The organism is Roseateles chitinivorans, from assembly GCF_050632145.1.
GTDB lineage: Bacteria > Pseudomonadota > Gammaproteobacteria > Burkholderiales > Burkholderiaceae_C > Roseateles > Roseateles chitinivorans_B.
This window is the reverse complement of record NZ_CP192577.1, coordinates 1,108,250-1,133,560: the sequence shown is the minus strand read 5'-3', so window position 1 is coordinate 1,133,560 and position 25,311 is coordinate 1,108,250. Positions and strand designations below refer to the sequence as shown.

The window sequence follows — 25,311 nt, the reverse complement described above, 5'->3', positions numbered from 1 at the left end:
CATAATCCCCTCCCCATGAGCGCCCCCCTTCTGAACGACGTCTTCCTGCGCGCCTGCCTGCGCGAGCCCACCGAGTACACGCCCGTCTGGCTGATGCGCCAGGCCGGCCGCTACCTGCCCGAGTACCGCGACACCCGCGCGAAGGCCGGCAGCTTCATGGGCCTGGCCACCAACAAGGACTACGCGACCGAGGTCACCCTCCAGCCGCTGGAACGCTACCCGCTGGACGCGGCGATCCTGTTCAGCGACATCCTGACCGTGCCGGACGCGATGGGCCTGGGCCTGTCGTTCGCGCAGGGCGAGGGCCCGAAGTTCGAGAAGGTCGTCCGTGACGAAGCCGCCGTGAACGCGCTGGCCGTGCCCGACATGGACAAGCTGCGCTACGTCTTCGACGCGGTGACCTCGATCCGCGGCGCGCTGAACGGACGCGTCCCGCTGATTGGCTTCTCCGGCAGCCCGTGGACGCTGGCGTGCTACATGGTCGAGGGGGCGGTTCCGACGACTACCGCCACGTCAAGAGCCTGATGTACGCGCGTCCGGACCTGATGCACCGCATCCTGTCGATCAACGCCGACGCGGTCGCCGCCTACCTGAACGCCCAGATCGAGGCCGGCGCGCAGGCGGTGATGGTCTTCGACTCCTGGGGTGGCGTGCTGGCCGACGGCCAGTTCCAGCAGTTCAGCCTGGCGTATTCGCGCCGCGTGCTCTCGCAGCTCAAGGGCGAGCACGACGGCCGCCGCATTCCCAAGCTGCTGTTCACCAAGGGCGGCGGGCTGTGGCTGGACGAGATCGCCACCGCCGGCGCCGACGTCGTGGGCCTGGACTGGACGGTGAACCTCGGCCGCGCGCGGGCGCAGGTGCAGGACCGCGTGGCGCTGCAAGGCAACCTCGATCCGAACGTGCTGTTCGCGCCGCCGGCCGCGGTGCGCGAGCAGGCGCGCGCGGTGCTCGACAGCTTCGGCGCACCGCAACGCGCGGACGGCGGTTGGGGCGGGCACGTGTTCAACCTGGGCCATGGCATCAGCCAGTTCACGCCGCCGGAAAGCGTCTCTGAACTGGTCGACGAAGTGCATCAGCATTCGCGCAAACTGCGCAAGGCCTAGTTGGAGTTATCCCCAAATCCGTGCATGTCACCGAAACGCAGCACAAACGAGGGATCCGAGCTAGGGCTTTCCCCGATGGGCGCGTAAGTCGTTGATTTCAAAGGAGGCGGCGCGTTTCTCCGGGATTTGACGCCGACGGGGCTCCGCGGCGGCAATCCCGGTGGCCTTGGAAAAGCCGGGGCGTTTCCCACAAAGTTATCCACAGGCTTTCGACCCCGTTGTGAACACCCTTGGAAATCAGGCACTTGGCGCGTTTTCCTCATGGCCGATGGAGGCCTTGAGGGACGCCGCGACGAAGCATGTCCAGACCGGTGGTGACGTCGTCGGAAGGGGCATCCGGTGAGCGAGATACCGCTGCGCCGCGTGCGGGTGGCCGTCGAGGCACCCCAGCACAGCGGCCTGACCGATCCGCTGGACTACCTCGGCCCACAAGACTTGACCCCCGGCACGCTGGTCCATGTGACGCTGGGTCGTCGCGACGTGATGGGCCTGGTCTGGGATGACCTGCCCGAGGGCCAGGACTTGCCCGAGGAGGAGCAGCTACCGGAATCCGAGCTGCGTCCCGTCGGCGAGGCGCTGGACGCGCTGCCGCCGCTGTCGGACCGTTGGCGCAGGTTGGTGGAGTTCGCGGCCGGCTACTACCAGCGCAGCATCGGCGAGCTGGCGCTGGCGGTGCTGCCGCCGCAGCTGCGGGACCTCGATGCAAAGCAGCTGCAGGCGCGGCTGAAGAAGCTCGACAAGGCGGATGCAGAGGCTGCGAAGGCGGCAGCCGCCGCGACCGGAGAGGCGACCTCCGCACCGGACCGTCCGGCGTTGACCGCGCAGCAGCAGGCGGCGCTGGACGCGCTGGCGGAACTGGCCGCTCGCGAGGCGCCCCAACCCGCGTTGCTGTGGGGCCTGACCGGCAGCGGCAAGACCGAGATCTACCTGCGCGCCGCCGAAGCCGCGCTCGAACGCGGCCAGCAGGTGCTGGTGCTGGTGCCCGAGATCAACCTGACGCCGCAGCTCGAGGCGCGCTTCGCCGAACGCTTCGCCGGCCGTTCCATCGTTTCGCTGCACAGCGCGCTGACACCGGCGCAGCGGCTGCGCAACTGGCTCGCCGCGCATCTGGGTCGCGCGCAGCTGGTGCTGGGCACGCGGCTGGCCGTCTTCGCGTCCTTGCCTCGGCTGGGGCTGATCGTCGTCGACGAGGAGCACGACCCCTCCTACAAGCAGCAGGACGGTGCGCGCTACTCGGCGCGCGACCTGGCGGTCTATCGCGGACACCTGGAGAAGGTGCCCGTGGTGCTCGGTTCCGCCACGCCGTCGCTGGAGAGCTGGCAGCACGCGCTGGCCGGACGCTACCGCCGTGTCGACCTCACCGAGCGCATCGGCGGCGGGGCGCTGCCGCGCGTCCGGCTCTTCGACATGAACCGGCTCGAACGCAAGAAGGGCGTCACGACGGCGCTGTCGGTGCCGCTGCTGGACGCCATGCGCAAGCGGCTGGAGCGCGGCGAGCAGAGCCTGGTGTTCCTGAACCGCCGCGGCTATGCGCCGGTGCTGCACTGCGACCAGTGCAACTGGAAGAGCGACTGCCCGCATTGCAGCGCGCACCAGGTCTTCCACAAGGAGGACCGGACGCTGCGCTGCCACCACTGCGGCGTGACGACGCGCGTGCCGCGCGCCTGTCCGTCCTGCGGCAACCCGGACATCGCGCCGCTCGGGCGCGGCACGGAGCGGCTCGAGGAGCAGCTCGCGCAGGCGCTGCCGGGCGCGCGCGTGGCGCGCATCGATGCGGACACGACCCGGCTCAAGGGCAGCCTGGAATCGCAGCTGGCGGCGGTGCACGAGGGCGAGGTCGACATCCTCGTCGGCACGCAGATGGTCGCCAAGGGCCACGATTTCCGCCGCATCACGCTGGTCGCCGCGGTGAACCCGGACGGGGCGCTGTTCAGCAGCGACTTCCGCGCGCCGGAGCGGCTCTTCTCGCTGCTGATGCAGGCCGGCGGCAGGGCCGGGCGCGACGCCGCGCAGGCGGCCGCGAGCGAGATGTGGATCCAGACCTGGTATCCCGAGCACGCGCTCTACCAGTCGCTGCAGAAGCACGACTACGAGGCTTTCGCGGGCAGCCAGCTGCATGAGCGCATGACCGCCAACCTGCCGCCGTTCGCGCATCTGGCGCTGGTGCGCGCGGAGGGTCGCAGCGTCGAGGCCGCGCGCGACTTCCTGACCGCGGCGCAGGAGGCGGCGCAGGCGCTGCCCTTGTCCCTGGGACTGCTGCTCTATCCGCCGGTGCCGATGGCCATCGCGCGCGTGGCCGACAGCGAGCGTTTCCAGATGCTGATCGAGGCCGGCAACCGGGCGCAGCTGCAGCGCTTCCTGCGGGCCTGGCTGCCGGCGCTGCACGCGCTCAAGCGCCGTCAGAAGGGCTTGACGCGGTGGGCCGTGGATGTGGATCCGCTGGCGATCTGAGCCGCGGGATCAGAGCAGGCGGGCGAGCGCTTCTTCCAGGATCGGCCAGGCGGCGCGCGCGGCGGCGAGGGCGTCCTCGGAGCCCGTGGCGGCCTGTTCCGCATCGAGCTCCAGTTGCCTCGCGACCTCGGCCGCCTCGGCATGCCCCAGCGTCAGCAGCACGCTCTTGAGGCTGTGCGCGAGATGGCGGAGCTTGACGTGTTCGCCGCGCTCGCAGGCGAGGCGGCCGTTGGCGATGTCCAGCGGGAACTGCATCCGGCAGCGTGCCAGGAAGGCCTGATACAGCGCGGCATTGCCGCCGAAATACTGCTCGATGGCGGCCTGATGGATCGACGGCGTCGCGGCCGGCGGCGTCGCGTCGCGCAGGCCGTCCAGGCAGGATTGCAACTCTCCCAGCGAACAGGGCTTGGACAGGAAGCGCGTCACGCCGAGTGCTTCCAGCTGTTCACGGACGGCCGGGTTGAGCCCGGCGCTGAACACGGCCAGCCGCGCGTTGCCGCGCAGCTCGGGCCGTTGCCTGAGCGTCTGCAGCAGGTCCAGGCCGTGCCGCCCCGGCAGCATCAGGTCGCTGATGACCAGGTCGAAGCTCTGGGTCGCGAGCGCGAGCAGCGCCTCGTCGACGGAGATGCAGGCCTGCAGGCGCACCTCGTCGTCCTCCAGGGCCATGGAGACGAAGCGTTGCAGGGTGGTGTCGTCCTCCACCAGGAGGACCCGGACGCGGGACGCCATGATCAGCCTCAGCCCGGCGGCTTCAACCGGCAAATTGCGGCTGGCGGGCCTGGATGCGCTGGACGGCGGCGCCGAGCAGCGGCGGCAGGTCGGTCACGAGGCGGGGCTTGTGCACCAGCGGCAGTCCGGCCAGCGCGAACGCATAGGGCGCCCGTTGCTGCTCGTCGAGCGCGGTGACGAAGATCAGCTCGCTGTTGGCGAACTGAGGTTGCGAACGCAGGCTGGTCACCAGCGCCGCGCCGTCGATGCCGGGCAACAGGATGTCGACCAGCAGGATCTCCGGCTGCAGCTGCCCGTACATGACCAGGCCGCCGATGCCGTCGTTGGCCGTGTGCAGGTCGAGGTCGGGGAACTCCTGCTGCGCGAGCAGCATGACGAGGTTCTGGTAGTGGACCGAGTCCTCGATCAGCAGCGCCTTCAGACGCGGCGGCACGCCGTCGTTGGGCGACAGTTCGGCCGGCTTGGTCGGCGCCAGCCCGCGGCCGGTGAGCCAGGCGTCCAGCGAGGTCCGCAGGATCCGACGGTGGCCGCCCGGCGTGCGCCAGGCCTGCAGTTCACCGCGGTCGACCATCAGCTGCACCGATCGGACGGCCATGCCGAGGCGCTGCGCCACTTCGCGCGTGCTGAAATCCTCTTGCATGTCGTCAGGTGTGCGGGCAATGGCTGTCATGGGTCGATTTTGCCGAATTAACCAAACTTGTAGGTGGGCAATATCCCCATTTATAAGCGATAAAAGTGATATCGGGTGTGACTTCGGTCGGGGGTGGGGCCTTCCCTGGCGATCGGGTGCTGCGAACTCTGGTGCAATCCGGGGCGAGGAGATGCGATGACGAAGCGATGGACCGGACGGCGCGCCCGGGGCCGGCTGGCCCGGATGGGGGCGGGCGGCCTGCTGCTGATGGCGGCGCACGGGGCCTGGAGCGCTCCGGAGGCGGCCTCTGCGCCGACGTCGGCGGCCAGCCCCGCGCTGCAGCGCGTGTTCGCGCACGGCGTGCTGCGCGTCTGCATCTGGCCGGACTACTACGGCATCACCTACCGCCATCCGCGCGACGAGACGCTCAGCGGCATCGACATCGACCTGTCCAATGAACTGGCCAAGGAACTCGGCGTGCGCCTGCGTTATGTCGAGTCCTCGTTCCAGCGCCTGATCCCCGACCTGGAGGCGGAGCGCTGCGACGTCGCGATGTTCGCCGTCGCCGTGCTGCCGCAGCGGGCGGTGGCGCTCTCCTTCACCCAGCCCTACCTGCAGAGCGACATCTATGCCGTCGCGAGCCGCGCGAGCCGCGTCGTCAAGCGCTGGGAGGACATCGACCAGCCGGGCGTGGTGGTCGCCGTGCAGGCGGGCACGTCGACGGAGCGGGTGATGCGCGACACGCTCAGGCGCGCCACGCTGCGGGTGGTGCAGCCCCCGGCGACGCGGGAGCGCGAACTGGAATCCGGCCGTGCCGACGTCTTCATGACCGACTACCCCTACAGCCGGCGGATGCTGGACAACGCCGACTGGGCGCAGCTGATCGTGTCCCCGCGGCCGTTCCATGTCCTGCCGTATGCCTACGCGATCAAGCGCGGCGATGCCGCGTGGCTGGCGCGGCTGGACGACTTCGTGGCGCGCATCAAGCGCGACGGGCGCCTGCGCGCCGCCGCCGAGCGCCACGGCCTGGCCGCGATCGTGGTGCCCTGAGGCGGAGTCGCAGCGATGCTCGGTCCGGCCGTCCGTTCCCTCCTGCGCCTGCGTCGCGCGACGCTGTGGGCCGGCCTGGCCGTGGGTGCGGGCACGCTGGCCGGGCTGATCGGGCCGGCCTGGGTCGGCCGGCAGGAGGCGATCGACGAGTCCCGCGCCCGCGGGGCGCTGCTGGCGCAGGTGCTCGAGAGCGATGCGAGCCGCACCATCGAGACCGCCTCGCTGTCGCTGCACGCGATCGGCGACGGCCTGACGCGCACGGTCGCCGATCCGCACGAGGCGCAGCACCTGGAGGAACATTTCAGCCATGTGCTGGTGGGGCTGCCCTTCATCCGCAGCGTCTCGCTGCTGGACACGCGCGGGCGGGTGCTGATCAGCACGAACGCCGACGAGATCGGCCTGGAGATCCCGCTCGACGACTTCGGGCGCCTGCCCGGACCGGACCGCGACATGCTGATGCCGCTGCGTCCCGGACGCGGTCTGGCGGACCTGGCGCGCGGACGCGGGGCACGAGGGTCTCCGGTCGGCATGCTGCCGCTGCTGCTGCAGCTGCCGTCGTCGCCCGACGAGCCCGCGAGCGCCGCCGCCTCGATGGGCATTTCGCCGGGCACGCGCGAGGGCGACCCGCGCTGGCTGCTGGCGTTGATCAATCCGGATGCGCTGACGCAGGTCCAGCAGCGCGCGCTGCCGACCGGTCGCAGCGCGGCATGGCTGGCGTCGACGGACGGCCAGCTGCTCGCCGCGATGGAGACCCTGCATCAACTGCCCGGCCAGCGGCTGGACGGTCATCCGGCCTTCGACGCGCTGCGCCGCGGGCGCGAGCACGACACCTACATCGGTGGCGGCGCATTGCCGGGCGAGGTCGTCGTCGCGTACCGCGCGGCGCCGCGGCGTCCGCTCATCGTCGGCGTCGAGCAGTCGATCGACGAAGTGCTGGCCCGCTGGCACGCGGGCCTGCGCTGGCTGCTGCTGATCGGCGCGCTGGCGCTGGCCCTGATCGCGCTGGCGACGATCACCGTGAGGCGCAGCCTGCAGGCACGGGCGGAGGCGATGGAGGCGCTGGAGGGCGCGCACGAGCAGCTCGCCGACCGCGAGCGCGACATGCGCGTGCTGCTCAAGAGCGTGCAGGAAGTGATCTTCCGGACCAATCCGGCGGGCACGCTGACCTTCGTCAATGCGCGCTGGACGACGCTGCATCGCGGGCGTCCGGACGAGGCGGTGGGACGCCGGCTGGCCGACATCGCCGAGCCGGCCGACCGGGACGCGGTGGCAAGCCTGTTCGGCGGCGATGAAGGCGTGCGCAGCATCGAGGCGACGATCCGCAACGGCGAGGGCGCTCCCCGCCGGTACCAGATCGCGACGGTGCCGCTGCGACGCGACGGCGAACTGCTGGGGTATGCCGGCAGCGCGGTCGACATCACCGAGCGCGTCGCCGCCGAGCGGCTGACGCGCCAGGCGCGCGACGCGGCGGAGGAAGCGTCGCGCACGAAGACCGAATTCCTCGCCAACATCAGCCATGAGCTGCGCACGCCGCTGCAGTCGATCCTGGGCTTCTCGGAGCTCGGCATCATGCGCAGCGGCGGGCAGGAGCGTCTGCAGGCGATGTTCTCCGACATCCATGGTTCCGGGCAGCGGATGCTGGCGCTGGTCAACGACCTGCTGGACGCGTCCAAGCTCGATGCCGTCGGCGCGCTGGAGCTGCGCGCGGAGGACCTGCGCGAGCCGGTCGACGCGGTGATGCGCGAGCTCGCGCCGCTGAGTGCGAAGCGCCAGCTGACGCTGGCCGCCGACCTGCCCGCACCCTTGCCCGGACGCGTCGATCCGTTGCGTTTCCAGCAGGCGGTGCGCAACGTGCTGGCCAACGCCATCAAGTTCGCGCCCCAGGGCGGCACCATCGAACTCCGCGGCGGTCGCACGCCGGAGGGGGCGCTGCACCTCTGCGTCGCCGACCGGGGACCCGGCATCCCGGTCGACGAGCTCGAACGGATCTTCGATCCCTTCGTCCAGTCCACGGCGACCAAGGACGGCTCCGGCGGCACCGGCCTGGGCCTGCCGATCAGCCGGCGGATCGTCGAGCTGCACGGCGGTCGCCTCTACGCGGCCAACCGCGAGGACGGCGGCGCCGAGTTCCACCTGATCCTTCCCGCCCAGGACGCGCCGGCGGCGGAGAGCGAGGCCCGGGCCGCCGACTGAACGGCGCGCGCTGTCCCCCCGATCGGGGCCCCGTCCGACAGTCCCGTCACGCGCGCTGTGCCATCCTTGCAGCAGGTACAGGCCGATGGGACGGCATCAGGAGCACACCATGAAATGGGAAGGCCATCGAGAGAGCGACAACGTCGAGGACCTGCGCGGCAGCGGCGGCGGAAGCAGCGGCGGCGGCGGACTGCCGATCGGAGGCCGCGGCATCGGCGTCGGCGGCATCGTGGTGGCGCTGCTCGCGTCCTGGGCGTTCGGCATCAATCCGTTGACGGTGCTCAGCGCGCTCGACGGCAGCGCGATCCAGACCTCGCCCGGCCCGGCCCAACGCCCTGTCGAGCACAGCCGCCCGCAGGACACGCCCGGGAAATTCGTCAGCGTCGTGCTCGCCGACACCGAAGATGTCTGGACCCCGCTCTTCAAGGCCGGCGGCAAGACCTACCAGGCGCCGACGCTGACCCTCTTCGAGGGCCAGTCGCGGACCGCCTGCGGACTCGGCCAAGCCGCCATGGGGCCCTTCTACTGTCCCGGCGACAGCAAGGTCTACATCGACCTCGGCTTCTACCAGACCCTGCGCGACCGGCTCGGCGCCCCCGGCGACTTCGCCCAGGCCTACGTCATCGCCCATGAGGTCGGACACCACGTCCAGCACCTGCTCGGCATCACCGACAAGGTCGACGCCGCCCGGCGCCGTCAGTCCGAACAGGCCGCCAACGCGATGAGCGTCCGCGTTGAACTCCAGGCCGATTGCTTTGCCGGCGTGTGGGCCCATCACTCGCAGCAGGCCACGGGCTGGCTGGAGGCAGGCGACATCGACGAGGCGCTCAACGCCGCCGCCAAGATCGGCGACGACACCCTCCAGCGCAGCGCCGGACGCGCCGTCGTGCCCGAAAGCTTCACCCACGGAAGCAGCGAACAGCGGCAGCGGTGGTTCAAGCGCGGGATGGCTCAGGGGGATCTGCGGGACTGCGATACGTTCGCGGCGAAGCAGCTCTAGCAGCAGCGCGACTGGCTTGGCCGGGGCCGCCGGCGAAGCCGAAGCTTCGGCGCTCAACTCCCGCCGCTCACCTGCGGTTCGCTTTGGTCAGACAGAACGCGCCTGGTCAGTACTGGAGGCTTCGGCTTCGCCGGCGGCCCCGGCCAAGCCAGTCTCCATCAGCGGCTTACTGCGGCGCGGCCGAGCCTGCAGCGGGGCGGGGCTTGGCCTCCGCGCGAGGGTCGCCGACGCAACCCTTCAACCATTGGCTCATCTCCCATTGCACCTGGCCCGCGGATTCGCGGGCGGTGTAGCCGTGGGCCTCGAAGGGAAGCAGGACGTACCGCGCGGTGCCACCCAGGCCCGCGAGCGCCTGGTACAGGCGCTCGCTCTGCATCGGGAAGGTGCCGGAGTTGTTGTCGGCCTCGCCGTGGATCAGCAGCAGCGGATCCTTGATCTGGTTCGCGAAGAGGAAGGGGGACAGCTTCAGGTAGACGTCCTTCGCGTCCCAGAGCGAGCGGCGCTCGCTCTGGAAACCGAACGGCGTCAGCGTCCGGTTGTAGGCCCCGCTGCGCGCAATGCCGCAGCGGAACAGCTTCGTGTGCGCCATCAGGTTCACCGCCATGAAGGCGCCGTAGCTGTGACCGCCGATCGCCACCCGTCGCGGATCCACCGTGCCCAGGTCCTCCGCCTTGTCGACGATCGCCCGCGCATTCGCCGTGATCTGCTCGATGAAGCTGTCGTTCATGTTGCGCGAGTCGCCCACCACCGGCATCGTCGCGTCCATCAGCACCACGTACCCATCCATCAGCAGGTTCAGCGGACTGATGCCCGAGAACGTCATGTAGCGCCCCGGCGATCCGCTCAGCTGCCCCGCGATCGCCGCGTCGTTGAACTCCAGCGGGTACGCCCACACCAGGGCGGGACGCCTTTCGCCCTCGCGCTGGTCAGGCGGCAGGTACATCCAGAACGACAGCTCCACGCCGTCGTTGCGCTTGAAGCTCACCAGCTCGCGTCGCACGCCCTTGAGCTGCGGCGTCGGATCCTTGATGCGCGTCAGTGGCGTGACCTTGCCGTTCTCGCGCAGCACGAGGTTGGGCGGTTCGTGCTCGGTCTCCCGCTGCGTCAGCAGCCGGCGGTCCTCGAGCAGCGCCATCGGCTGTTCGTACACGCCCTCCGCCGACTGGAACAGCCGTTGCACGCTCAGGTCCTTCAGCGACATCTTGTCCAGGAAAGGCCGGTCGCCCTTCGGCCCCGAGCCCTGGCCCGACAGCAGCAGGTCGCCGCCCAGCGTCTGCGCGACCTGGTGGCCGTTGGCCAGCGTGCGCATGAACGGGTAGCCGGGATGCCGGTAGCGCTCGCGCACCGAGTGCTCGAACAGGGGCCGGCTCTGCTTGCCGTTGAGCGGCAGCAGGTAGGTCCGCGACCAGCCCCGGCTCCGGTCCTCCTCCGTCAGGAGGCCGTGCAGCCCGTCGTCGACGAAGCGCAGCCGCGTGAAGCGGTAGGGCATGCGCTGCACCTCGAAGGGGTCGCCGGTGTAGGGCGGATCCAGCCGCATCACGCGGTCGCGGAACGCCGCGCGGTTGGCCGGGTTGCCGCCGTCCAGCGCCTCGACCCAGTAGATCGCGGCGTCCTTGGTCGGGGAGGGGTAGAACACCCGCGGCCCCTGCAGTGCGCCGTCGATCGCGACGCCCTGCTTCAGCGGCATCTTGGCGAGCTCGCGGATCACCTTGCCGTCGCGCTGGCGGACCTCGACCACGGTCGGGAAATCGTCGAAGGTCAGGTTGTAGCTGAACGGCCGCACCAGCCGCTCGGTCAGCAGCGCCTGGCCGGTGCCGACGCTGGAGACGCTGGTGAACAGGCCCGGCGTGCCGATGTCGCGGCTCTGCCCGCTGGCGATGTCGATCAGCGTGAGCTGCGAGCGGGCGTAGTGCTCGAACAGGTCCTCGTCGCGCGGATTGCGCAGCAGGTCCGGATAGGTGCGTTCCGGCGAGGCCCTCCCGTGCGTCTCCTGGATGGCCGGCCCGGTCTGCGCCCGGCTGGGCGCGGCGCCGCGATCGTCGGGGATGGTCAGCACGACGGCTTCGCGGGCATTCAGCCAGGCGATGTCGTCGGCATCGACGGCGTTGTTCAGGCGCACGTTGTAGATGCGCCAGAGCTGGCCGTTGGCGGTGGCGCCGGCCCACAGCTCCTCACCGGTGTCGGTGCGGCGGGACAGCAGGAAGCGCTGGCCGTCCGGCGCCCAGACGAAGTTGTGCCAGGTGCCGCCGGCCGGGAGTTCGACGTCGCGCTCGATCGCTTCCGGATCGAGCAGCGGTCGCAGGCGCACGCGCTGCACGGCGAGCAGGTTCTGCTGGCTGGCGTTGCGCGGGTCGAAACGCGCGCCGGCCAGACGCAGTCCGGGCCGCGCCAGCTCCTCGAGCGGCGTGTAGCGGCGCTGTTCGACCAGCGCCAGCGCCTGCCGGTCCGGCGACGGGATGAGCCGCGGCAGCGCCGGCGCATCCAGCAGTTCGCGGATCGCCGCGGACGGCTGCTTGTACGGCGCGGGCGCGGCATCGGCGGCGGAAGCCGCCGCGACCGCGGCCGAGAGCACCGAAACCCCCAGCATCGCCGCGAGGCGGGACGACACGCGGCGCGGGCGTGGCGTGACGGTCGTGGGGCCTGGGGCGGCCCGTGCCGCGGAGGTGCCGACGGGCGGGTGGCTCAGGCCGACAGAGGGGACGCGGAAGGACATGGGGTCGAAGTATCGCTGCGCTAGGATTCGCGCCCATGATCGAGCCCCCCGCCCCGCACGCGCAGGACCCCCGCGCACCGCACGACCCGGCCCCCCGGGGCCCGGCGGTGCTGCCGGTGGCCGGCGAACGGCTGGGCGTCTGGCGCGTCGCGGCGGTGCTGTTCGAATGCGCCTCCGGCGTGTGGGTCCGCGTCGAGCACGGCAAGGCCGCGGCCCAGACCGGCCTGGCGCTGGTCTACCGCCACGACTCGGACGCGCAGGCGGTGCTGATGCGCTTCGCGGAGGACTCGGAAGCCTTGTCGCGCTTCCAGCATCCGACCTACGGGGCGCCGCTGGACAGCGGGCTCAGTCCCACCGGGCTGCCCTACCTCGTCGTGCCGGCGATGGAGGGCGCGCCGCTGCTGCGCGTGGCGATGGCGTTGCCGCTGAAGCGGCGCATGCAACTGCTGCTGGACCTGATCGGGATGCTGGACGCCGCGCACGCGCACGGCCTGGTGCTGCACGAACTCGATCCCGGCACGCTGTGGCTCAGTCCCGCGCAGCAGCTGCACTGGCTGGGGCAGGGGCTGACCCCGCGCGACAGCCACGCGCCCGCCGCCCTCGTGCGCGCCGCCGAGCCGCTGGCCAACGCGCGTCAACGCGCCGGCGGCCGCCCCGACGCCAACAGCGAGACCCATGCGCTGGGGCGGCTGCTGGGCATGCTCGTCAACGGACGTCTGCCGCGTCGCGATGCGACCGAGGACGGCTTCGAGGAGGAGCCCGAACCCGGCGCCACGCCGGTGGCGTCGCTGCAGTCGTGGCTGTCGTTGACGGCCGCGCAGCGGGAGAGCCTCGACCAGTTGCTGGACCGGGCCATGATGGACGGACGCTCGTTCACCGACCGCCAGTTGCTCGCCCAGGCGGTGCGCGACTGGATCGAGGTCGAGCCGGCACCGGCGCGCCCGGCGTCCGGCGCATCGGGTTCGCCGTCGGCGCCGATGCCGTTGCTGCCGTCGCCGCCGCCGCTGGCGGCCGACGACGATCGCCCGGCGTCTTCCCGCGCGTCGTGGGCGGAGCGCCTGGCGGGCGTGGCGCTCGTGCTGGCCCTGGCGGCGGTCGTCGCCTGGCTGGTGCTGCGCGGCAGCTGAGTGCGCCGCGGGCCGGTGCAGCCCGGCCGCTCCGACGACGCGTCGGCGACCCACCTCGATGCACTAGTCCTCTATCAGGGGTGAGGCAGAGCCGTTCGAAAACGCCCATGCGAATCGACTGATCCGTGTTGCCGATCGACTCGGACGCGTCAGGCATCGATCGATGAAGGCGGATTGTCCGAGCGGGGCCTGCCTGCCTACGATCGTTCTCCTGTCGCCCTGGGTCGCGACGCGAGGAGGATGTGCGTGAGTTTCGACATTCAGCCGATGTCCGCTGCGGATTGGCGCAACTGCTGGCGGGATGCGGTGACCGATCCCGAGTGCTCCCACTGGTTGCGCGGCGTGCTGGAGAGCTGCATCGACGGCAAGAACGCGCACTGGATGCGGCTGTCGACGCGCTGGGCCGTGGACAGGGAGACGGGCGACTACCTGGTCCGGCTGCCGTCCCTGATCGGACGCCAGATCGCCGACCAGTTCTGCGCCCGTGTCGGCGAGCGGCTCTACGGCCTGTGCGGGCTGGGCATCGGCGACGCCAAGCTGTTCTTCGCGGGCGGATCGTCGCCGCCGTACGAGACGATGGCGCAGGTCCACGCGGTGCTCTCGGCCGCGTTCGCGGTCCACGGCTCGCATGGCGAGGACATCGGGCGCGACCCCATCCGCATGCCGATCTTCATCCCGGGTGCGCTGGTGCCGGAGGACCTCGCCGCCGAAACCCGCAGCCATGGCGCCGGTCCGCGCGAGCCCTGAATCCCCGTGTCGCGGGGCTGCCTGCCGACGGCCCCCGCGCCTATCATGGGCAGGCCCATGGACGCCTTCCGCCGACACCTGCTCCGTCATGCCGCGCTCGGCGCGATGACCGTCGGCATGACCGGCGCGGTCCGGGCACAAGCCTCGTCCCCCGACGTGCCGGCCAAGGGACGTCCCCGCACGTCGCAGGTGGTTGTCGCCGGCACGACCTTCGCGCGGCTCTTCGAGCCCGCGCCCGGCGAGGGCAAGCCGGGCGGCCTGGCCGTCGACCTGCTCGACGCGATCCTGATTCCCGCCGGCCATCAGCCGCGCTACGAGTTCTTTCCCTGGCTGCGGGCGCAGGCCATGATCGAGCATGGACCGGCGCAGATCCTCGTCGGACCCTACCGCACGCCGGAGCGCGAGCGCCAGATGCGTTTCTCGCGCCAGGCCTTCTACGAGGATGCGCTGGTGTTCTACGCGCGCCGCCGCGAGGAAGGGCTCTGGTGGGGGGACTTCCAGGCGCTGGTGCCGCTGCGGATCGGCGCGGTGCAGGGCTGGGTCTATGGCGACCGTTTCGAGCAGGCGCGCCGGGGCCTGAACGTGACCGCCGTGCGGGACCTGAACACGGCGCTGCGCATGCTGCAGCTCAACCGGCTGGACCTGATCGCGGCCAACCAGCGCAATTCGGAACCGGTGATCCAGGACCTCGGCATGAGCGACCAGGTCGCCCTGTGCACGCCGCCGTTCGCGCAGCTGCGCGGGCACTTCGCCTTCCGCCGCGACGCGGCGGGCGAGCCATGGTCGGCGCTGATCGACGCCGGCATGCAGCGGCTGCGTGCCAGCGGGGAACTGCAGCAGATGGCGGCCCGGCGCGGCGTCGCGCTGCCGGACTGACCGCGCCCAGGCTTCGCGGCCGCTCAGCTCAGCTCAGCAGCAGGAGCGCCAGGCCGATGGCCGCCGGGATGGCCTGGATGAAGAGGATCTTGCGGCTGGCCGTGGCGGCGCCGTACAGACCCGCCACCAGCACGCAGGCCAGGAAGAAGACCTTCACCGGTCCGCCCGCCGCGCCCAGCACCAGGCCCCAGATCAGGCCGGCGGCGAGGAAGCCGTTGTACAGCCCCTGGTTGGCGGCGAGCACCTTGCTCGCCTCGGCGAATTCCTGGGTCAGTCCGAAGGCCTTGCGGCCCTTGGGCGTGGTCCAGAGGAACATCTCCAGGATGAGGATGTAGACGTGGATCAGCGCCACGAGGGCGACGACGACATTGGCGGCTAGGGCAAGTGTTGTGTTCATGGTTCGCACTGTACGTCCCGCTATCATCCCCGGCCGCCTCGAAGTTCCCTGTCCCGCACGTTCCATGTCCAAGACCACGCTCAATCCCGCCCAGCTGGCGGCCGTGCATCACCTGTCGGGGCCTTGCCTGGTGATCGCGGGCGCGGGGTCGGGCAAGACGAGCGTGATCACGCAGAAGATCGCCAAGCTGATGGCCGAGGGCTACCGGCCGAAGAACATCGCCGCGATCACGTTCACGAACAAGGCCTCGCAGGAGATGCGCGAGCGCGCCAAGCACCTGGTGGGCAGCAAGGCCGGCTCGGAACTGCTGGTGTCGACCTTCCACTCGCTGGGCGTGCGCATCCTGCGCCAGGACGGGCGCCACCTCGGGCTCAAGGAACAGTTCTCCATCCTCGACTCGGATGACGTGCTGTCGGTGCTGCGCGATGCCGGCGGCACGACCGACGCGGCGACGGCGAAGTCCTGGCAGTGGACCATCTCGCTGTGGAAGAACCAGAACCTGAGCCCGCAGCAGGCGCTGGCCTACGCGAAGGACGACATGGAGCGCGCCGCCGCCGTCGTCATGCAGCGTTACCAGGAGCGGCTGACCGCGTACCAGGCGGTCGACTTCGACGACCTGATCGGCATGCCGCTGAAGCTGCTGCAGACCAATGAAGAGGCGCGCGGCAAGTGGCAGGAGACGCTGCGCTACGTGCTGGTCGACGAGTACCAGGACACCAACGCGGTCCAGTACGAGCTGCTGAAGTGCCTGGTCGGCGACCGCGCGATGTTCACCGCCGTGGGCGACGACGACCAGTCCATCTACGGCTGGCGCGGCGCGACGATCGAGAACCTCAAGAAGCTGCCGGTCGATTTCCCGCAGCTCAAGGTCATTCCGCTGGAGCAGAACTACCGCTCGACCAGCGCGATCCTGCGCGCGGCCAACAACGTGATCGGCGGCAATCCCAAGCTGTTCCCGAAGACGCTGTGGAGCGAGTTCGGCGAGGGCGACCCCATCACGCTGGTCGAGGCCGACGGCGAGGAGCACGAGGCCGAGCGCGCGGTCGCGCGCATCCAGTCGATCCGGGCCAACGAGCCGACGGCGAAGTTCTCGGACTTCGCGATCCTCTACCGGGCCAACCACCAGTCGCGCATCTTCGAGCAGGCGCTGCGCCGCGCGGAGATCCCGTACAAGGTCTCCGGCGGCCAGAGCTTCTTCGACCGCACCGAGATCAAGGACCTCTGTGCCTGGCTGCGGCTGCTGGTGAACCAGGACGACGACCCGGCATTCCTGCGCGCGGTGACCACGCCCAAGCGCGGCATCGGCCACCAGACGCTGGGCCACCTGAGCGAGTTCTCGGCGAAGTGGAAGCTGTCGATGTTCGAGTCGCTGTTCGCCGAATCGCTCAAGGCGACGCTGTCGAGCAAGGCGCTGCACGGGCTGCATGAATTCGGCCGCTACGTCGTCGACCTCGAGTACCGCGCGCGCCACGCCGTCGGCGCCGAGGAGGGCAAGGCGCTGATCATGGAATGGCTCAAGGACATCGCCTACGAGCAGTACCTGATCGACCAGGAAGACAACGAGAAGGTGGCACAGGCCCGCTGGGGCAACGTGCTCGACTTCGTCGACTGGGTCGCCAAGCGCTGCGGCGGGGAGATCTCGACCGACGGCGGCATCACGACCGAGAGTCCGCGCCAGACGCTGCTCGAAGTCGCGCAGACGATCAGCGTGATCCTGTCCCTGGCCGAGCGCCAGGAGGACCAGGACCAGGTCGTGCTGACGACGCTGCACGCGTCCAAGGGACTCGAGTGGCCGCACGTGGTGCTGGCCGGCGTCAACGAAGGGCTGCTGCCCTTCAAGGCCGAGAACGACGAACTCACGCCCCAGCGCGTCGAGGAAGAGCGCCGGCTGATGTACGTCGGCATCACGCGGGCCCGGCGCACGCTGGCGGTGTCGACGTTGCGGCGGCGCAAGAAGAACCGGGAGACGGTCGTCGGCGTGCCCAGCCGGTTCATCGCCGAGATGAAGCTGGGCGAGGGCGGCGTCAAGGAAGACCCCCGCGAGAAGCTCAAGCGCATGCGGGAGCAGCTCGCCGCCAAGGCCGCCGATACCGCGGCGAAGCAGGCGCAGGCGGCGAAGGACGACCGCTGAGTCCTGCGCTTGGCCAAGCGCGGGCTCTCCACGGGGCATGGGACCTCCCTCCGGGAACCCCAAGCCCCATTCCGGCCCCACCCGCACTCGCTGACTGCACGTCGTCGGACGGCCATGGACGCCGTGGATGGCAAGACCTGTCACTCGAACAGTGGGTGCGAGTGGTAGGCGAACGATTCTTACTGGTTCGAGTCATTTCACGGGGAAGCTCGCGTTCCTAGCATCCGGACCCTCTGCGCCCGCCGAGGAGTCCGACCATGTCCGCCGTCCCGTTTTCCAGTTCGTCCTGCCCGGAGGCCGGCACGCCCGCCGAGGCGGCGGCGCGGCACCGCGTCATCGATGTCCTCGCCGACGAACTGCGCAAGGCGCATGGGGACCAGACCCTGCTGGCGGTGAACGTGCACGCGCTGGCCGAAGGCGTCGGCGTCGAGGTCCGGGAACGGGGCGGGGCGCAAGAACCGATGTACCCCTATCGCGGCCGGCTCCTGTCCCTCGACGAGCACCCGGTGATCGAGCTCAACCTCGCCGACGAGCCGCTGCAACGCCGCATCGTGCTGGCGCATGCGCTGGGGCATCACCTGCTCGGGCACGGCCCGGTGCCCGCGGAGACGACGCCCAACCTCTCCATCCACGGCTCGCGCCGCATCGAGCAGGAAGCCCACCGCTTCGCGCTGGGCCTGCTGATGCCCGACTTCGCGATCTACCGGCTGATGAATCAAGGCGTCGTCAGCGCACGCCGGCTGGCGGAGAAATTCTTCGTCCCGGAGTCAGCGGTCCACGAGCGCCTGCAGGCGCTCGACCGCCAGTGGTCGCACCTGTGAGCGCCCAGGCGCCGTGCGTCCCGCGCGCGGCGGGCGGAGGTCGACGCCGTCCGCCGCGCTCCGCCCCGTCGGTGTCGACCCTGTAAGGTCTGCCATATCACCCGGATCCGGGGGTGGGCGTCATCGGCAAACGGCAGAATGCGGGCGCATGACAGCCTCCGCCGCCAAGTCCGCTACCAGGCTCGCCGCCGTGCTCCCGCTGCTGACCCTGCTCAGCGCGGCCGCCGCCATCCTCGCCTTGTCCCAGCCGGCGGCATTGCCGCCGTCGCTGGCCTTCCTGTTCAAGCCGCTGACGACGGTGCTCATCCTGGTCTACGCGTGGCCCCGTGGCGCCGAACGCCCGCGGCTGGCACGCTGGCTGCGCGCCGGACTGCTGTGCTCGCTGGCGGGCGACGTCGCGCTGCTCTGGCCGGAGCAGGGGTTCCTGCCCGGGCTGGTGAGCTTCCTCGCCGCCCATGTCTGCTACATCGTCGGCTTCTGCACCCGCAAGCGGCTGGGCGCCATCCGCTGGCCCTTCCTGATGTTCGGCGTCATCGCGGCGGCGGTGCTGGGACGGCTCTGGCCGCACATCCCGGCCGACCTGCGCGCGCCGGTGGTCGTCTACGTCGTCTGCCTGTCGGCGATGGCCGCGCAGGCCTGGGCCTGGTGGCGGGGCAGCGTCGGGCAGCCGGATGAACCGCTCGCGCGTTGGGCCGCGTGGGGCGGCACGCTGTTCGTGCTGTCGGACGCGATGCTGGCGATCAACAAGTTCGCCGGACCGCTGGAGATGGCCAGCTTCTGGGTGCTCGCCAGCTACTGGCCGGCGCAATGGTGCATCGCCAGCAGCCTCGGACGGGCCCGGGCATGAAGTTCGTCCTGCCCCGACGCCCGTCGTCCCTCGCCACGCTGGCCTCGGGCGTGGCGTGCGCCGCCGTCGGCCTCTGGCTCATGCGCCATTACCCGGTGCAGCCGGTGGCCGCCACCGCGCTGTGGGTCGCCATCGCGGTGGCGGGCTTCTTCGGCTGGCGTTCGCTGCCGCTGCTGGTGCCGGCGCTGGTGCCGGTGATCGGCTTCGCGCCGTGGACCGGCTGGATCACCTTCGAGGAACTCGACCTGCTGGTGCTGGCCGTCGCCGCCGGCGGCTACACCGCGATCGCGTTGACCGTGCCGCCGCACAAGCCGGTGGCCTGGCGCTATCGCACGCTGCGCTGGCGCGCGGCGGTGCGGGTGCTGATGGCGGTGTTCGCGCTGTCCGCGTTCATCGCCGTCTGGCGCGGCTTCGATCAGGCCGGCGGGATGGACTTCGGTTTCTGGCAAGGGTTCCAGGAGCCGATGAACAGCCTGCGCGCCGGCAAGAGCTTCTTCCTGGTCCTGCTGCTGCTGCCGCTGTGGCAGAAGGCGTCGGACCTGCGGCCTTCGTCGGTGCAGCGGCTGTCGCGCGCGGCCTGGGTGCTGGTGCTGATCACCACCTCGCTCGGCGCGCTGTGGGAGCGCTGGGTCTACACCGGCCTGCTGGATTTCTCGACGGATTACCGGACGACCTCGCTGTTCTGGGAGATGAATGTCGGCGGCGCGTCGCTGGACGGCGCGCTGGCGCTGAGCCTGCCGTTCGCCATGCTGTGGGCGATGCGGGAGCGCCGGCCGCTGCGCTTCGTGGCCGCGCTGGCGGTGCTGCTGCTCGCGTTCTATGCCTCGCTGACGACCTTCTCGCGCGGCGTCTATCTGGCGGTGCCCGCCGGCATGGCGATCTGCGCAGTCCTCTGGGCGGTGCAGCGCCGCCAGGGCCCCGAGGCCTCGCGGCAGGAGGCGTCCTCGTCCGCGGCCTTCCCGGGCGCGGGCCGCCGGGTGCCGCTGGGCTGGTCCATCGGCGTGATCGCCGGGACGGCCGTGGCGGCCTGGGTGCTCTTCGGCACCGGCGGCTATCGCGCGCTGCTGGCGCTGGCCGGGAGTGTCGCGGTGCTGCTGGCGATGCCGGCCTCGCGCGCGGCGTGGCCGCGCGGACAGATGCGCGCGCTGCTGGTGATGGCGACCTTGCCGGCGCTGCTGCTGGCGCTGCTCGGCGGTCTGCTGATCGATCTCGTGCCCAAGGGCGCCTACCTGATCGACGGCCTCGTCGTGCTGTCGGGGCTGGGACTGGCCTGGCTGTGGCGCGGCGGATTGACGCAGCCGTCGCAGGCCTTCGCGCTGGCGATCGTCTGGATGGCCTCACTGGCCGGCGCGGGCCTGGTCGCGGCGCACTGGGGCAGCGGTCGTGACGTCGTCGCCATCGCCGCCGTGCTGGGCATGCTGGCGGTCGCGTGGCTCGCGACGCAGTGGTCGCCGCGTGTCGGCGCGGACCTGCGCACCGCGAGCTGGCGCGCCCGGGGCCTGGTCTGGACCGGCTGCCTCCTCGCCTGCGCGGTGGTGGCGGCGCTGGGCGGCGGCGCCTACATCGGCCAGCGGATGTCGACCGGCCAGCAGGACTTCGAAGGCCGCCTCGAACACTGGCGCGTGAGCCTGGGTCTGCTGAAGTCCGCGGACGAATGGCTGCTGGGCAAGGGCAGCGGGCGTTTCCCCGCAAGCTTCGCCAACGGCGGCCCGTTCGAGGAGCGCGTCGGCGACTACCACCTGAACCCCGCGCGGTCCGAGGTGCCGGCCTCCGGCCTGCCCGGCGCGGAGCCGTTCCCGCACCCGACCGTGACGCTGACCAGTGGCCTGCACATGATGGGCAACGGCGAGATGTTCCGGCTCAGCCAGCGCGTGCCGGCGGTGGCCGGCGAGGTCGCCGCGACGGTGATGCTTCGCACCCAGTTCAAGACCCGGCTGCGTGTCGAGGTCTGCGAGAAGTTCCTGCTCTATCCGCTGCGCTGCGTGGACCGCGAGGCCGCCATCGAGCCCAAGGGCGGCGCCTGGCAGCCGGTGCAGCTGAAGCTCGGGAATGCGCCGGCCGATTTCGGCGGACCGGCCTGGGCGCCGCGGCGCCTGGTGGCGTCGGTGACGCAGAACTGGCGCGGCGGCGTGCTGGAGATCGCGTCGATCTCGATCGTGGACAGCGTCCACGGCCCCGTGCTGCAGAACGGCGATTTCAGCGACGGCCTGGCGCGCTGGTTCTTCTCCAGCGACCGCAACCACATGCCCTTCCACATGAAGAGCCTGCCGGCGCATGTGCTGTTCGAGCAGGGCCTGTTCGGCCTCGCGCTCTGGACCAGCCTGCTGGTGACGGTGCTGATGCGCCTGACCTTCGGCGCCGGACGTCACCATCCGCTGGCGCCGGCGGTGGTGGGCGGGCTGGTGGGCTTCGCGATCGTCGGCCTGTTCGACAGCCTGATCGACGCGCCGCGGATCGCCTTCCTGTTCTATGCGCTGATGGCGCTCGGCCTGGGCCTGAGGGCGTCGTCACGCAAGGTGCATCGCCCTGGCGATCCCGACTCCCGCCTGGAACTGGAGACCCTGCAGCCGGAGCTGGAGTCCGCTTTCGAGGACGCCCCGGAAGTCCGCCGCGCGATGGCGGCGGCGGGCGTCAAACTCAAGGGCCCGGTCACGCCGAAGCGCCCCCGCCGCTGATGCTGGAGCTCCCCTCCCGCTTGCGGGAGGGGAAGGGGTGAGGGCGCGCGCAGCGCGCGGGGTCTAGGCCGTCAGGCGGCCTCGTCACATCCCCTTGAACAGATGGGTGTAGCTGCGGCTCACTTCGAGCTTCTCATCGAGGCCGCGCACCCCGACCAGCTGGCGTCCGCGGAAGTCGCGACCGATGCCGTTGATGGCCTTGACGTTCACCAGCGTCGAGCGGTGGATCTGCCAGAACAGCTTCGGATCGAGCTCGTCGACGAGCTCCTTGATCGGCTTGCGGATCAGCGCCTCGACGGTGGGCGTCTGGACGCGGGTGTACTTCTCATCGCTGATGAAGAACAGCACGTCCTCCACCGGGATCATCTGGATCGTCTGGCCGACCGAGGCCTGGATCCACTGCAGGTACCGCGGCGTTCCGCTGGTGTTGTTCACCCGGGCCGACAGCGAGTGCAGCAGCTGCTGCAGCGTGCCGGCGCTCGGGCCTTCGGGCTCGACCTCGCCGCTGCGCAGTGCCAGGCGCTTCTTGATGCGCTCGACGGTCACCAGCAGGCGATCGCGCTCGGCGGGCTTGAGCACGTAGTCGCAGACGCCCTGCTCGAAGGCCTCGACCGCGTACTGGTCGTAGGCGGTGATGAAGACGATCTCGGGCAGCGCCCAGTCGTCGTCGTCGGGCAGCTGCGCGATCTGCTTGGCGGCCTCGACGCCGGTCAGGCCCGGCATGCGGATGTCGAGGAAGACCAGGTCCGGCCGGTGCTCCTTGACCAGCTCGACCGCTTCCAGGCCGTTCTTGGCCTCGGCCACGATCTGCAGTTCGGGCCAGACCTCGGCGATGCGGCTGCGCAGCTGCTCGCGCATCAGGCGTTCGTCGTCCGCGAGGATGGCGCGCGGGCCTTGGGGGTGTCGCTGGTGTCGCTCATGGGAGGCGATGTTAGGGCAGGTGAGGACCGGTTCAGGGAGGGGTCAGGCCTTGATCAGGCGTGGAGGGACGGCTCGGCCGGCGAGGCCCCCAGGGCCGGCGCCGAAGGCGTGGCGGCGGACTGTGCCCGCGGCGCCTTGCGCGGCTTGTCGCGCACCACCAGCCAGACGACCAGGCCGATGACCAGCAGCGGCGATCCGACCACCGCGCCGACGCTGGCCAGCGCGGCCAGGGCCACGAGCGCGACCGCGCCCAGGATCAGCAGCGGCAGGCCGAGGCCGAGCAGCAGCACCAGCGGCACGACGAGGCAGAGCACCACGAGGGCGACGATCAGGCCGATGCCGGCGCCGAAGGCGTCCGCCAGGCCCATGCCGCTGAGGATGACCTCTTCGCCGTCGACGGTGAGGTGCACGCCCGGGACGTCGCCGAGCACGTGGACCATGCCCCAGCCCAGCAGCAGCGCGCCGGCGACGAGGACGACTCCGAGGACGAGGAAGGCCTTGAACAGCGTTTTCATGCGTGTGCTCCTTGTGTTCCTTGCTCTGGCGCGTGGTGGGCGGACGTCCGGTAGGGGACGGTGATGATCACGACGGTGCCGGACGGCTGGTTCTCGGCGACGGTGACGCTGGCGGCCTTGCCGTACAGCAGCGAGAGCCGCTCGCGGATGTTGGCCAGGCCGACGCCGGTGCCCGAGGTCGCGGCGCGGCCGAAGCCCAGGCCGGTGTCGGCGACGGTGACCTGCAGCTTGCCGTGGACGATCTCGGCCTTGAGCAGCAGGCTGCCGCCCTCGGCCTTGGGTTCGAGGCCGTGCTTGATGGCGTTCTCGACCAGGCTCTGGATCATCATCGGCGGGAACTCGGCGGACAGCAGGCCGTCGGGCACGTCGATGCGGGACACCAGGCGCTCTTCCATGCGGACCTGCAGGATCTCCAGGTAGGGGCGGATGACGGCCATCTCGCGGCCCAGGTCACGCACGCCGCCGTTGGCGTTGGCCTCGCGCATCGTCGGCATCGAGGCCCGCAGCAGCGCGATCAGGTTCTTCTGCATCTGCGAGGCACGCGGCGGGTCGGTCTCGATCAGATGATCGATGGAGGCCAGCGTGTTGAACAGGAAATGCGGCTCGACCTGCGCCTGCATCGCGGCCATGCGGGCCTCGACGACCTGGCGGCGCAGCGATTCGGCCTCGGCGGTCTCGGTGGCCTTGGCGGCCTTCACCTCAGCCTGCAGACGGCCCTTGTAGGTGGCCTTCAGCAGCGCCGAGGCGAGCACCACCAGGATGGCCAGCTTGTCGAGGAAATCGCCCAGATGCACGGTGCGATAGCGCGTCTTGCGGGAGGTCTCGCGTTGGACCTCTTCGAGCTCGTCGCGGGCCTCCTCGGCGTCGGCCTTCGCCTGGCGGGCTTCCTCGGCGGCATCCTCGAGCGCGCGCTTGGCCTCGGCGGCGGCGGACTTCACTGCCTCGCGGATGGCGTCACGCTGCTTTTCGTTCGGGATGCGGATGTCGACGGAAGGCAGGCTGGGGTCGACGGCGCCCTCGGCGTCGGCCGCGGAGGCGGCGCTGGCCGCGGTGGCGACCGGATGGCGCGGCACGATGCGCACGCCGCGGCTGTCGATCTGGACCTCGTAGCGCAGGCCTTCGCCCTCGACGGCGTCGGAGGCGCCGTGACTCGACTGGGAGCCGGCCTGGGCGGACTCCTCGGGCTGCGTGGCCTTCTCCACCTTCTTCTGCGCCTCGGCCACCTTCTTCTCCACTTCGGCGGCGCGCTGCTTCTCGCGGCGGTCGCGCTCGCGATCCTTCTCGCTCTGGCGATCGCGACCCTTGGGCGAATGGATGGTTTCGGTGGTTTCGACCGGCAGCTGCCAGCTGAAGGAGAAGGGCGGCAGGGTCTGCAGGATGTTGGCGCCGATGACGAGCATCACCGCCAGCAGCGTGAAGCGCTTCCAGGTGATGGTCACCAGCCAGCTGCCGTAGGCGTGGAAGACCTGCTCGGCGGTCTTCACGAAGCTCTGCCAGCGCTGGCGCGGGGTGGGGGAGGCGGGAGTCGGCGCGTTCATGGGAGGACCTGTCGTATGGCTCGCACTGTACGCAAGACCCCGGCGTCCCCGGGGCGGCGGGCGACGCGCCGTGCGGACGGCGGGATGGACTGCACCGATCGGCGACAGGCCGGAGGTCCGGATGGCCCAGGCCGACGCCCCGGACCGGCGCGGGCGACACGGACGCCAAAAACGCGAAAGGCCCGCTTCCGCGGGCCTTCCGGCATTGGTGAGAAGTATTCCCGGGGGATTACTGCTTCACGGCCTCGACCTGGACGATGACCTTGATGTCCTTGGAGAAGCCGTACTGGATACCGTAGTCGACACCGAAGGCGGTGCGGTCGAAGGTGGTCTCGAAGTCGCCGCCGCAGACTTCGCGCTTGAGCATCGGGTTCTCGTAGCAGTTGAAGTTGGTGGCCGTCAGGGTCACCGGCGCGGTCTTGCCCTTCAGCGTCAGCTGGCCGGCCACCGTCGCGACCTTGTCACCCGAGAAGGTGAACTTGTCGCCGACGAACTTGGCCGTCGGGTTGTTGAGCCACGTCGAAGAAGTCCTTGCTCTTCAGGTGCGTGTCGAACTGCGACGAACCGGTGCTGATGCCGTTCATGTCGAAGGTGATCTCGACCTTGCCCGACTTGCCGGCCTTGTCGAACTGCACGGTGCCTTCCTTCTTCTCGAAGCGGCCGCGGTTGGTCGAGGTGCCGAAATGCTTGATCTCGAACGTGGCGTAGGTGTGCGTCGGGTCGATCGCGTAGGTCGCGGCTTCGGCTTGCGCCAGGCCGGTGACGGCGATCAGGGAGGCGAGCAGCAGGGCTTTCTTCATCATGGTGGTGGGTCCTTGTCGACCAGGGGTCGCAACAGTGGTGGAA

General features: G+C 70.5%; 18 protein-coding genes and 2 pseudogenes. 12 read left to right on the top strand and 8 right to left on the bottom strand.

The genetic code is table 11. From position 1 onward, the window contains the following. The first annotated feature begins 15 nt into the window (after positions 1-15). Both hemE and ACQ86G_RS05235 read left to right on the top strand, forming a co-directional pair. Positions 16-1,103 (top strand): annotated as a pseudogene (gene hemE, locus ACQ86G_RS05240) (uroporphyrinogen decarboxylase). 339 nt (positions 1,104-1,442) lie between these two features. Next, a complete protein-coding gene (locus ACQ86G_RS05235) occupies positions 1,443-3,554 on the top strand; it encodes a primosomal protein N' (protein WP_431259614.1) in 2,112 nt (703 codons plus the stop codon). 9 nt (positions 3,555-3,563) lie between these two features. Here the strand turns inward: ACQ86G_RS05235 and ACQ86G_RS05230 are convergent, their stop codons facing one another. Both ACQ86G_RS05230 and ACQ86G_RS05225 read right to left on the bottom strand, forming a co-directional pair. Continuing rightward, positions 3,564-4,283 carry a response regulator gene (locus ACQ86G_RS05230; protein WP_431259613.1) on the bottom strand — a complete coding sequence of 240 codons (720 nt, stop codon included), beginning with the start codon at positions 4,281-4,283 and terminating at the stop codon, positions 3,564-3,566. A gap of 22 nt (positions 4,284-4,305) precedes the next feature. After that, positions 4,306-4,923, bottom strand: coding sequence for a helix-turn-helix domain-containing protein (locus ACQ86G_RS05225; RefSeq protein ID WP_431259612.1), 618 nt, complete (start codon positions 4,921-4,923; stop codon positions 4,306-4,308). 186 nt (positions 4,924-5,109) lie between these two features. On the opposite strand from ACQ86G_RS05225, the gene ACQ86G_RS05220 reads away from it, so the two are divergent. From ACQ86G_RS05220 to ypfJ, 3 genes are all read left to right on the top strand, one after another. After that, positions 5,110-5,964 (top strand): substrate-binding periplasmic protein, encoded by an 855-nt coding sequence (locus ACQ86G_RS05220; protein ID WP_431259611.1) that lies wholly within the window; start codon positions 5,110-5,112, stop codon positions 5,962-5,964. A 15-nt stretch (positions 5,965-5,979) separates the two neighbouring features. Beyond that, the gene (locus ACQ86G_RS05215; protein WP_431259610.1) at positions 5,980-8,157 is read left to right on the top strand and encodes an ATP-binding protein; all 2,178 of its coding nucleotides are present in this window, start codon (positions 5,980-5,982) and stop codon (positions 8,155-8,157) included. A 109-nt stretch (positions 8,158-8,266) separates the two neighbouring features. Beyond that, a complete protein-coding gene (gene ypfJ / locus ACQ86G_RS05210) occupies positions 8,267-9,157 on the top strand; it encodes a KPN_02809 family neutral zinc metallopeptidase (RefSeq protein WP_431259609.1) in 891 nt (296 codons plus the stop codon). A 166-nt stretch (positions 9,158-9,323) separates the two neighbouring features. Here ypfJ and ACQ86G_RS05205 read toward each other — a convergent pair whose 3' ends face one another. Continuing rightward, a complete protein-coding gene (locus ACQ86G_RS05205; RefSeq protein WP_431259608.1) occupies positions 9,324-11,870 on the bottom strand; it encodes an alpha/beta hydrolase family protein in 2,547 nt (848 codons plus the stop codon). A gap of 35 nt (positions 11,871-11,905) precedes the next feature. Here ACQ86G_RS05205 and ACQ86G_RS05200 point away from each other — a divergent pair, with 35 nt between their 5' ends. The 3 genes from ACQ86G_RS05200 to ACQ86G_RS05190 all read left to right on the top strand — a co-directional run bounded on the left by ACQ86G_RS05200 (position 11,906) and on the right by ACQ86G_RS05190 (position 14,620). Beyond that, positions 11,906-12,997: a hypothetical protein gene (locus ACQ86G_RS05200; protein WP_431259607.1), complete on the top strand. Its 1,092-nt coding sequence runs from the start codon at positions 11,906-11,908 to the stop codon at positions 12,995-12,997. Between the two features lie 246 nt (positions 12,998-13,243). Further along, a complete protein-coding gene (locus tag ACQ86G_RS05195; RefSeq protein WP_431259606.1) occupies positions 13,244-13,744 on the top strand; it encodes a hypothetical protein in 501 nt (166 codons plus the stop codon). Positions 13,745-13,801: 57 nt separating this feature from the next. Then, on the top strand, positions 13,802-14,620 hold the full coding sequence (locus ACQ86G_RS05190; protein ID WP_431259605.1) for a substrate-binding periplasmic protein: 819 nt from the start codon (positions 13,802-13,804) through the stop codon (positions 14,618-14,620). 28 nt (positions 14,621-14,648) lie between these two features. On the opposite strand, the gene ACQ86G_RS05185 is transcribed toward ACQ86G_RS05190, so the two are convergent. Then, positions 14,649-15,017 carry a DUF1304 domain-containing protein gene (locus tag ACQ86G_RS05185; RefSeq protein WP_431259604.1) on the bottom strand — a complete coding sequence of 123 codons (369 nt, stop codon included), beginning with the start codon at positions 15,015-15,017 and terminating at the stop codon, positions 14,649-14,651. A gap of 64 nt (positions 15,018-15,081) precedes the next feature. Between ACQ86G_RS05185 and ACQ86G_RS05180 the strand changes: the two genes are divergently transcribed. From ACQ86G_RS05180 to ACQ86G_RS05165, 4 genes are all read left to right on the top strand, one after another. Beyond that, positions 15,082-17,148, top strand: a complete 2,067-nt coding sequence (locus ACQ86G_RS05180; protein WP_431259603.1) for an ATP-dependent helicase — start codon at positions 15,082-15,084, stop codon at positions 17,146-17,148. Positions 17,149-17,405: 257 nt separating this feature from the next. Continuing rightward, on the top strand, positions 17,406-17,969 hold the full coding sequence (locus ACQ86G_RS05175) for an ImmA/IrrE family metallo-endopeptidase (protein ID WP_431259602.1): 564 nt from the start codon (positions 17,406-17,408) through the stop codon (positions 17,967-17,969). A gap of 148 nt (positions 17,970-18,117) precedes the next feature. Next, the gene (locus tag ACQ86G_RS05170) at positions 18,118-18,816 is read left to right on the top strand and encodes a lysoplasmalogenase (protein ID WP_431259601.1); all 699 of its coding nucleotides are present in this window, start codon (positions 18,118-18,120) and stop codon (positions 18,814-18,816) included. After that, positions 18,813-21,491 (top strand): hypothetical protein, encoded by a 2,679-nt coding sequence (locus ACQ86G_RS05165; protein ID WP_431259600.1) that lies wholly within the window; start codon positions 18,813-18,815, stop codon positions 21,489-21,491. Before ACQ86G_RS05170 ends, ACQ86G_RS05165 begins: the two co-directional genes overlap by 4 nt. A gap of 84 nt (positions 21,492-21,575) precedes the next feature. On the opposite strand, the gene ACQ86G_RS05160 is transcribed toward ACQ86G_RS05165, so the two are convergent. The 4 genes and pseudogenes from ACQ86G_RS05160 to ACQ86G_RS05145 form a co-directional block, all read right to left on the bottom strand. Further along, positions 21,576-22,349 (bottom strand): LytR/AlgR family response regulator transcription factor, encoded by a 774-nt coding sequence (locus ACQ86G_RS05160; RefSeq protein ID WP_431259599.1) that lies wholly within the window; start codon positions 22,347-22,349, stop codon positions 21,576-21,578. Positions 22,350-22,465: 116 nt separating this feature from the next. Continuing rightward, a complete protein-coding gene (locus tag ACQ86G_RS05155; RefSeq protein WP_431259598.1) occupies positions 22,466-22,927 on the bottom strand; it encodes a hypothetical protein in 462 nt (153 codons plus the stop codon). After that, positions 22,924-24,465, bottom strand: a complete 1,542-nt coding sequence (locus ACQ86G_RS05150; RefSeq protein ID WP_431259597.1) for a histidine kinase — start codon at positions 24,463-24,465, stop codon at positions 22,924-22,926. The genes ACQ86G_RS05155 and ACQ86G_RS05150 overlap by 4 nt, the downstream gene beginning before the upstream one ends. 229 nt (positions 24,466-24,694) lie before the next feature. After that, positions 24,695-25,265, bottom strand: a pseudogene (locus ACQ86G_RS05145) (YceI family protein). Positions 25,266-25,311: the final 46 nt, after the last annotated feature.

What these genes read in the sequence shown, in the direction of transcription:
- ACQ86G_RS05230 (WP_431259613.1), bottom strand. Translation starts at nt 4,283, where the DNA reads ATGGCGTCCCGCGTCCGGGTCCTCCTGGTGGAGGACGACACCACCCTG.
- ACQ86G_RS05225 (WP_431259612.1), bottom strand. Translation starts at nt 4,923, where the DNA reads ATGCAAGAGGATTTCAGCACGCGCGAAGTGGCGCAGCGCCTCGGCATG.
- ACQ86G_RS05220 (WP_431259611.1), top strand. Translation starts at nt 5,110, where the DNA reads ATGACGAAGCGATGGACCGGACGGCGCGCCCGGGGCCGGCTGGCCCGG.
- ACQ86G_RS05215 (WP_431259610.1), top strand. Translation starts at nt 5,980, where the DNA reads ATGCTCGGTCCGGCCGTCCGTTCCCTCCTGCGCCTGCGTCGCGCGACG.
- ypfJ (WP_431259609.1), top strand. Translation starts at nt 8,267, where the DNA reads ATGAAATGGGAAGGCCATCGAGAGAGCGACAACGTCGAGGACCTGCGC.
- ACQ86G_RS05205 (WP_431259608.1), bottom strand. Translation starts at nt 11,870, where the DNA reads ATGTCCTTCCGCGTCCCCTCTGTCGGCCTGAGCCACCCGCCCGTCGGC.
- ACQ86G_RS05200 (WP_431259607.1), top strand. Translation starts at nt 11,906, where the DNA reads ATGATCGAGCCCCCCGCCCCGCACGCGCAGGACCCCCGCGCACCGCAC.
- ACQ86G_RS05190 (WP_431259605.1), top strand. Translation starts at nt 13,802, where the DNA reads ATGGACGCCTTCCGCCGACACCTGCTCCGTCATGCCGCGCTCGGCGCG.
- ACQ86G_RS05185 (WP_431259604.1), bottom strand. Translation starts at nt 15,017, where the DNA reads ATGAACACAACACTTGCCCTAGCCGCCAATGTCGTCGTCGCCCTCGTG.
- ACQ86G_RS05180 (WP_431259603.1), top strand. Translation starts at nt 15,082, where the DNA reads ATGTCCAAGACCACGCTCAATCCCGCCCAGCTGGCGGCCGTGCATCAC.
- ACQ86G_RS05175 (WP_431259602.1), top strand. Translation starts at nt 17,406, where the DNA reads ATGTCCGCCGTCCCGTTTTCCAGTTCGTCCTGCCCGGAGGCCGGCACG.
- ACQ86G_RS05170 (WP_431259601.1), top strand. Translation starts at nt 18,118, where the DNA reads ATGACAGCCTCCGCCGCCAAGTCCGCTACCAGGCTCGCCGCCGTGCTC.
- ACQ86G_RS05165 (WP_431259600.1), top strand. Translation starts at nt 18,813, where the DNA reads ATGAAGTTCGTCCTGCCCCGACGCCCGTCGTCCCTCGCCACGCTGGCC.
- ACQ86G_RS05160 (WP_431259599.1), bottom strand. Translation starts at nt 22,349, where the DNA reads ATGCGCGAGCAGCTGCGCAGCCGCATCGCCGAGGTCTGGCCCGAACTG.
- ACQ86G_RS05155 (WP_431259598.1), bottom strand. Translation starts at nt 22,927, where the DNA reads ATGAAAACGCTGTTCAAGGCCTTCCTCGTCCTCGGAGTCGTCCTCGTC.
- ACQ86G_RS05150 (WP_431259597.1), bottom strand. Translation starts at nt 24,465, where the DNA reads ATGAACGCGCCGACTCCCGCCTCCCCCACCCCGCGCCAGCGCTGGCAG.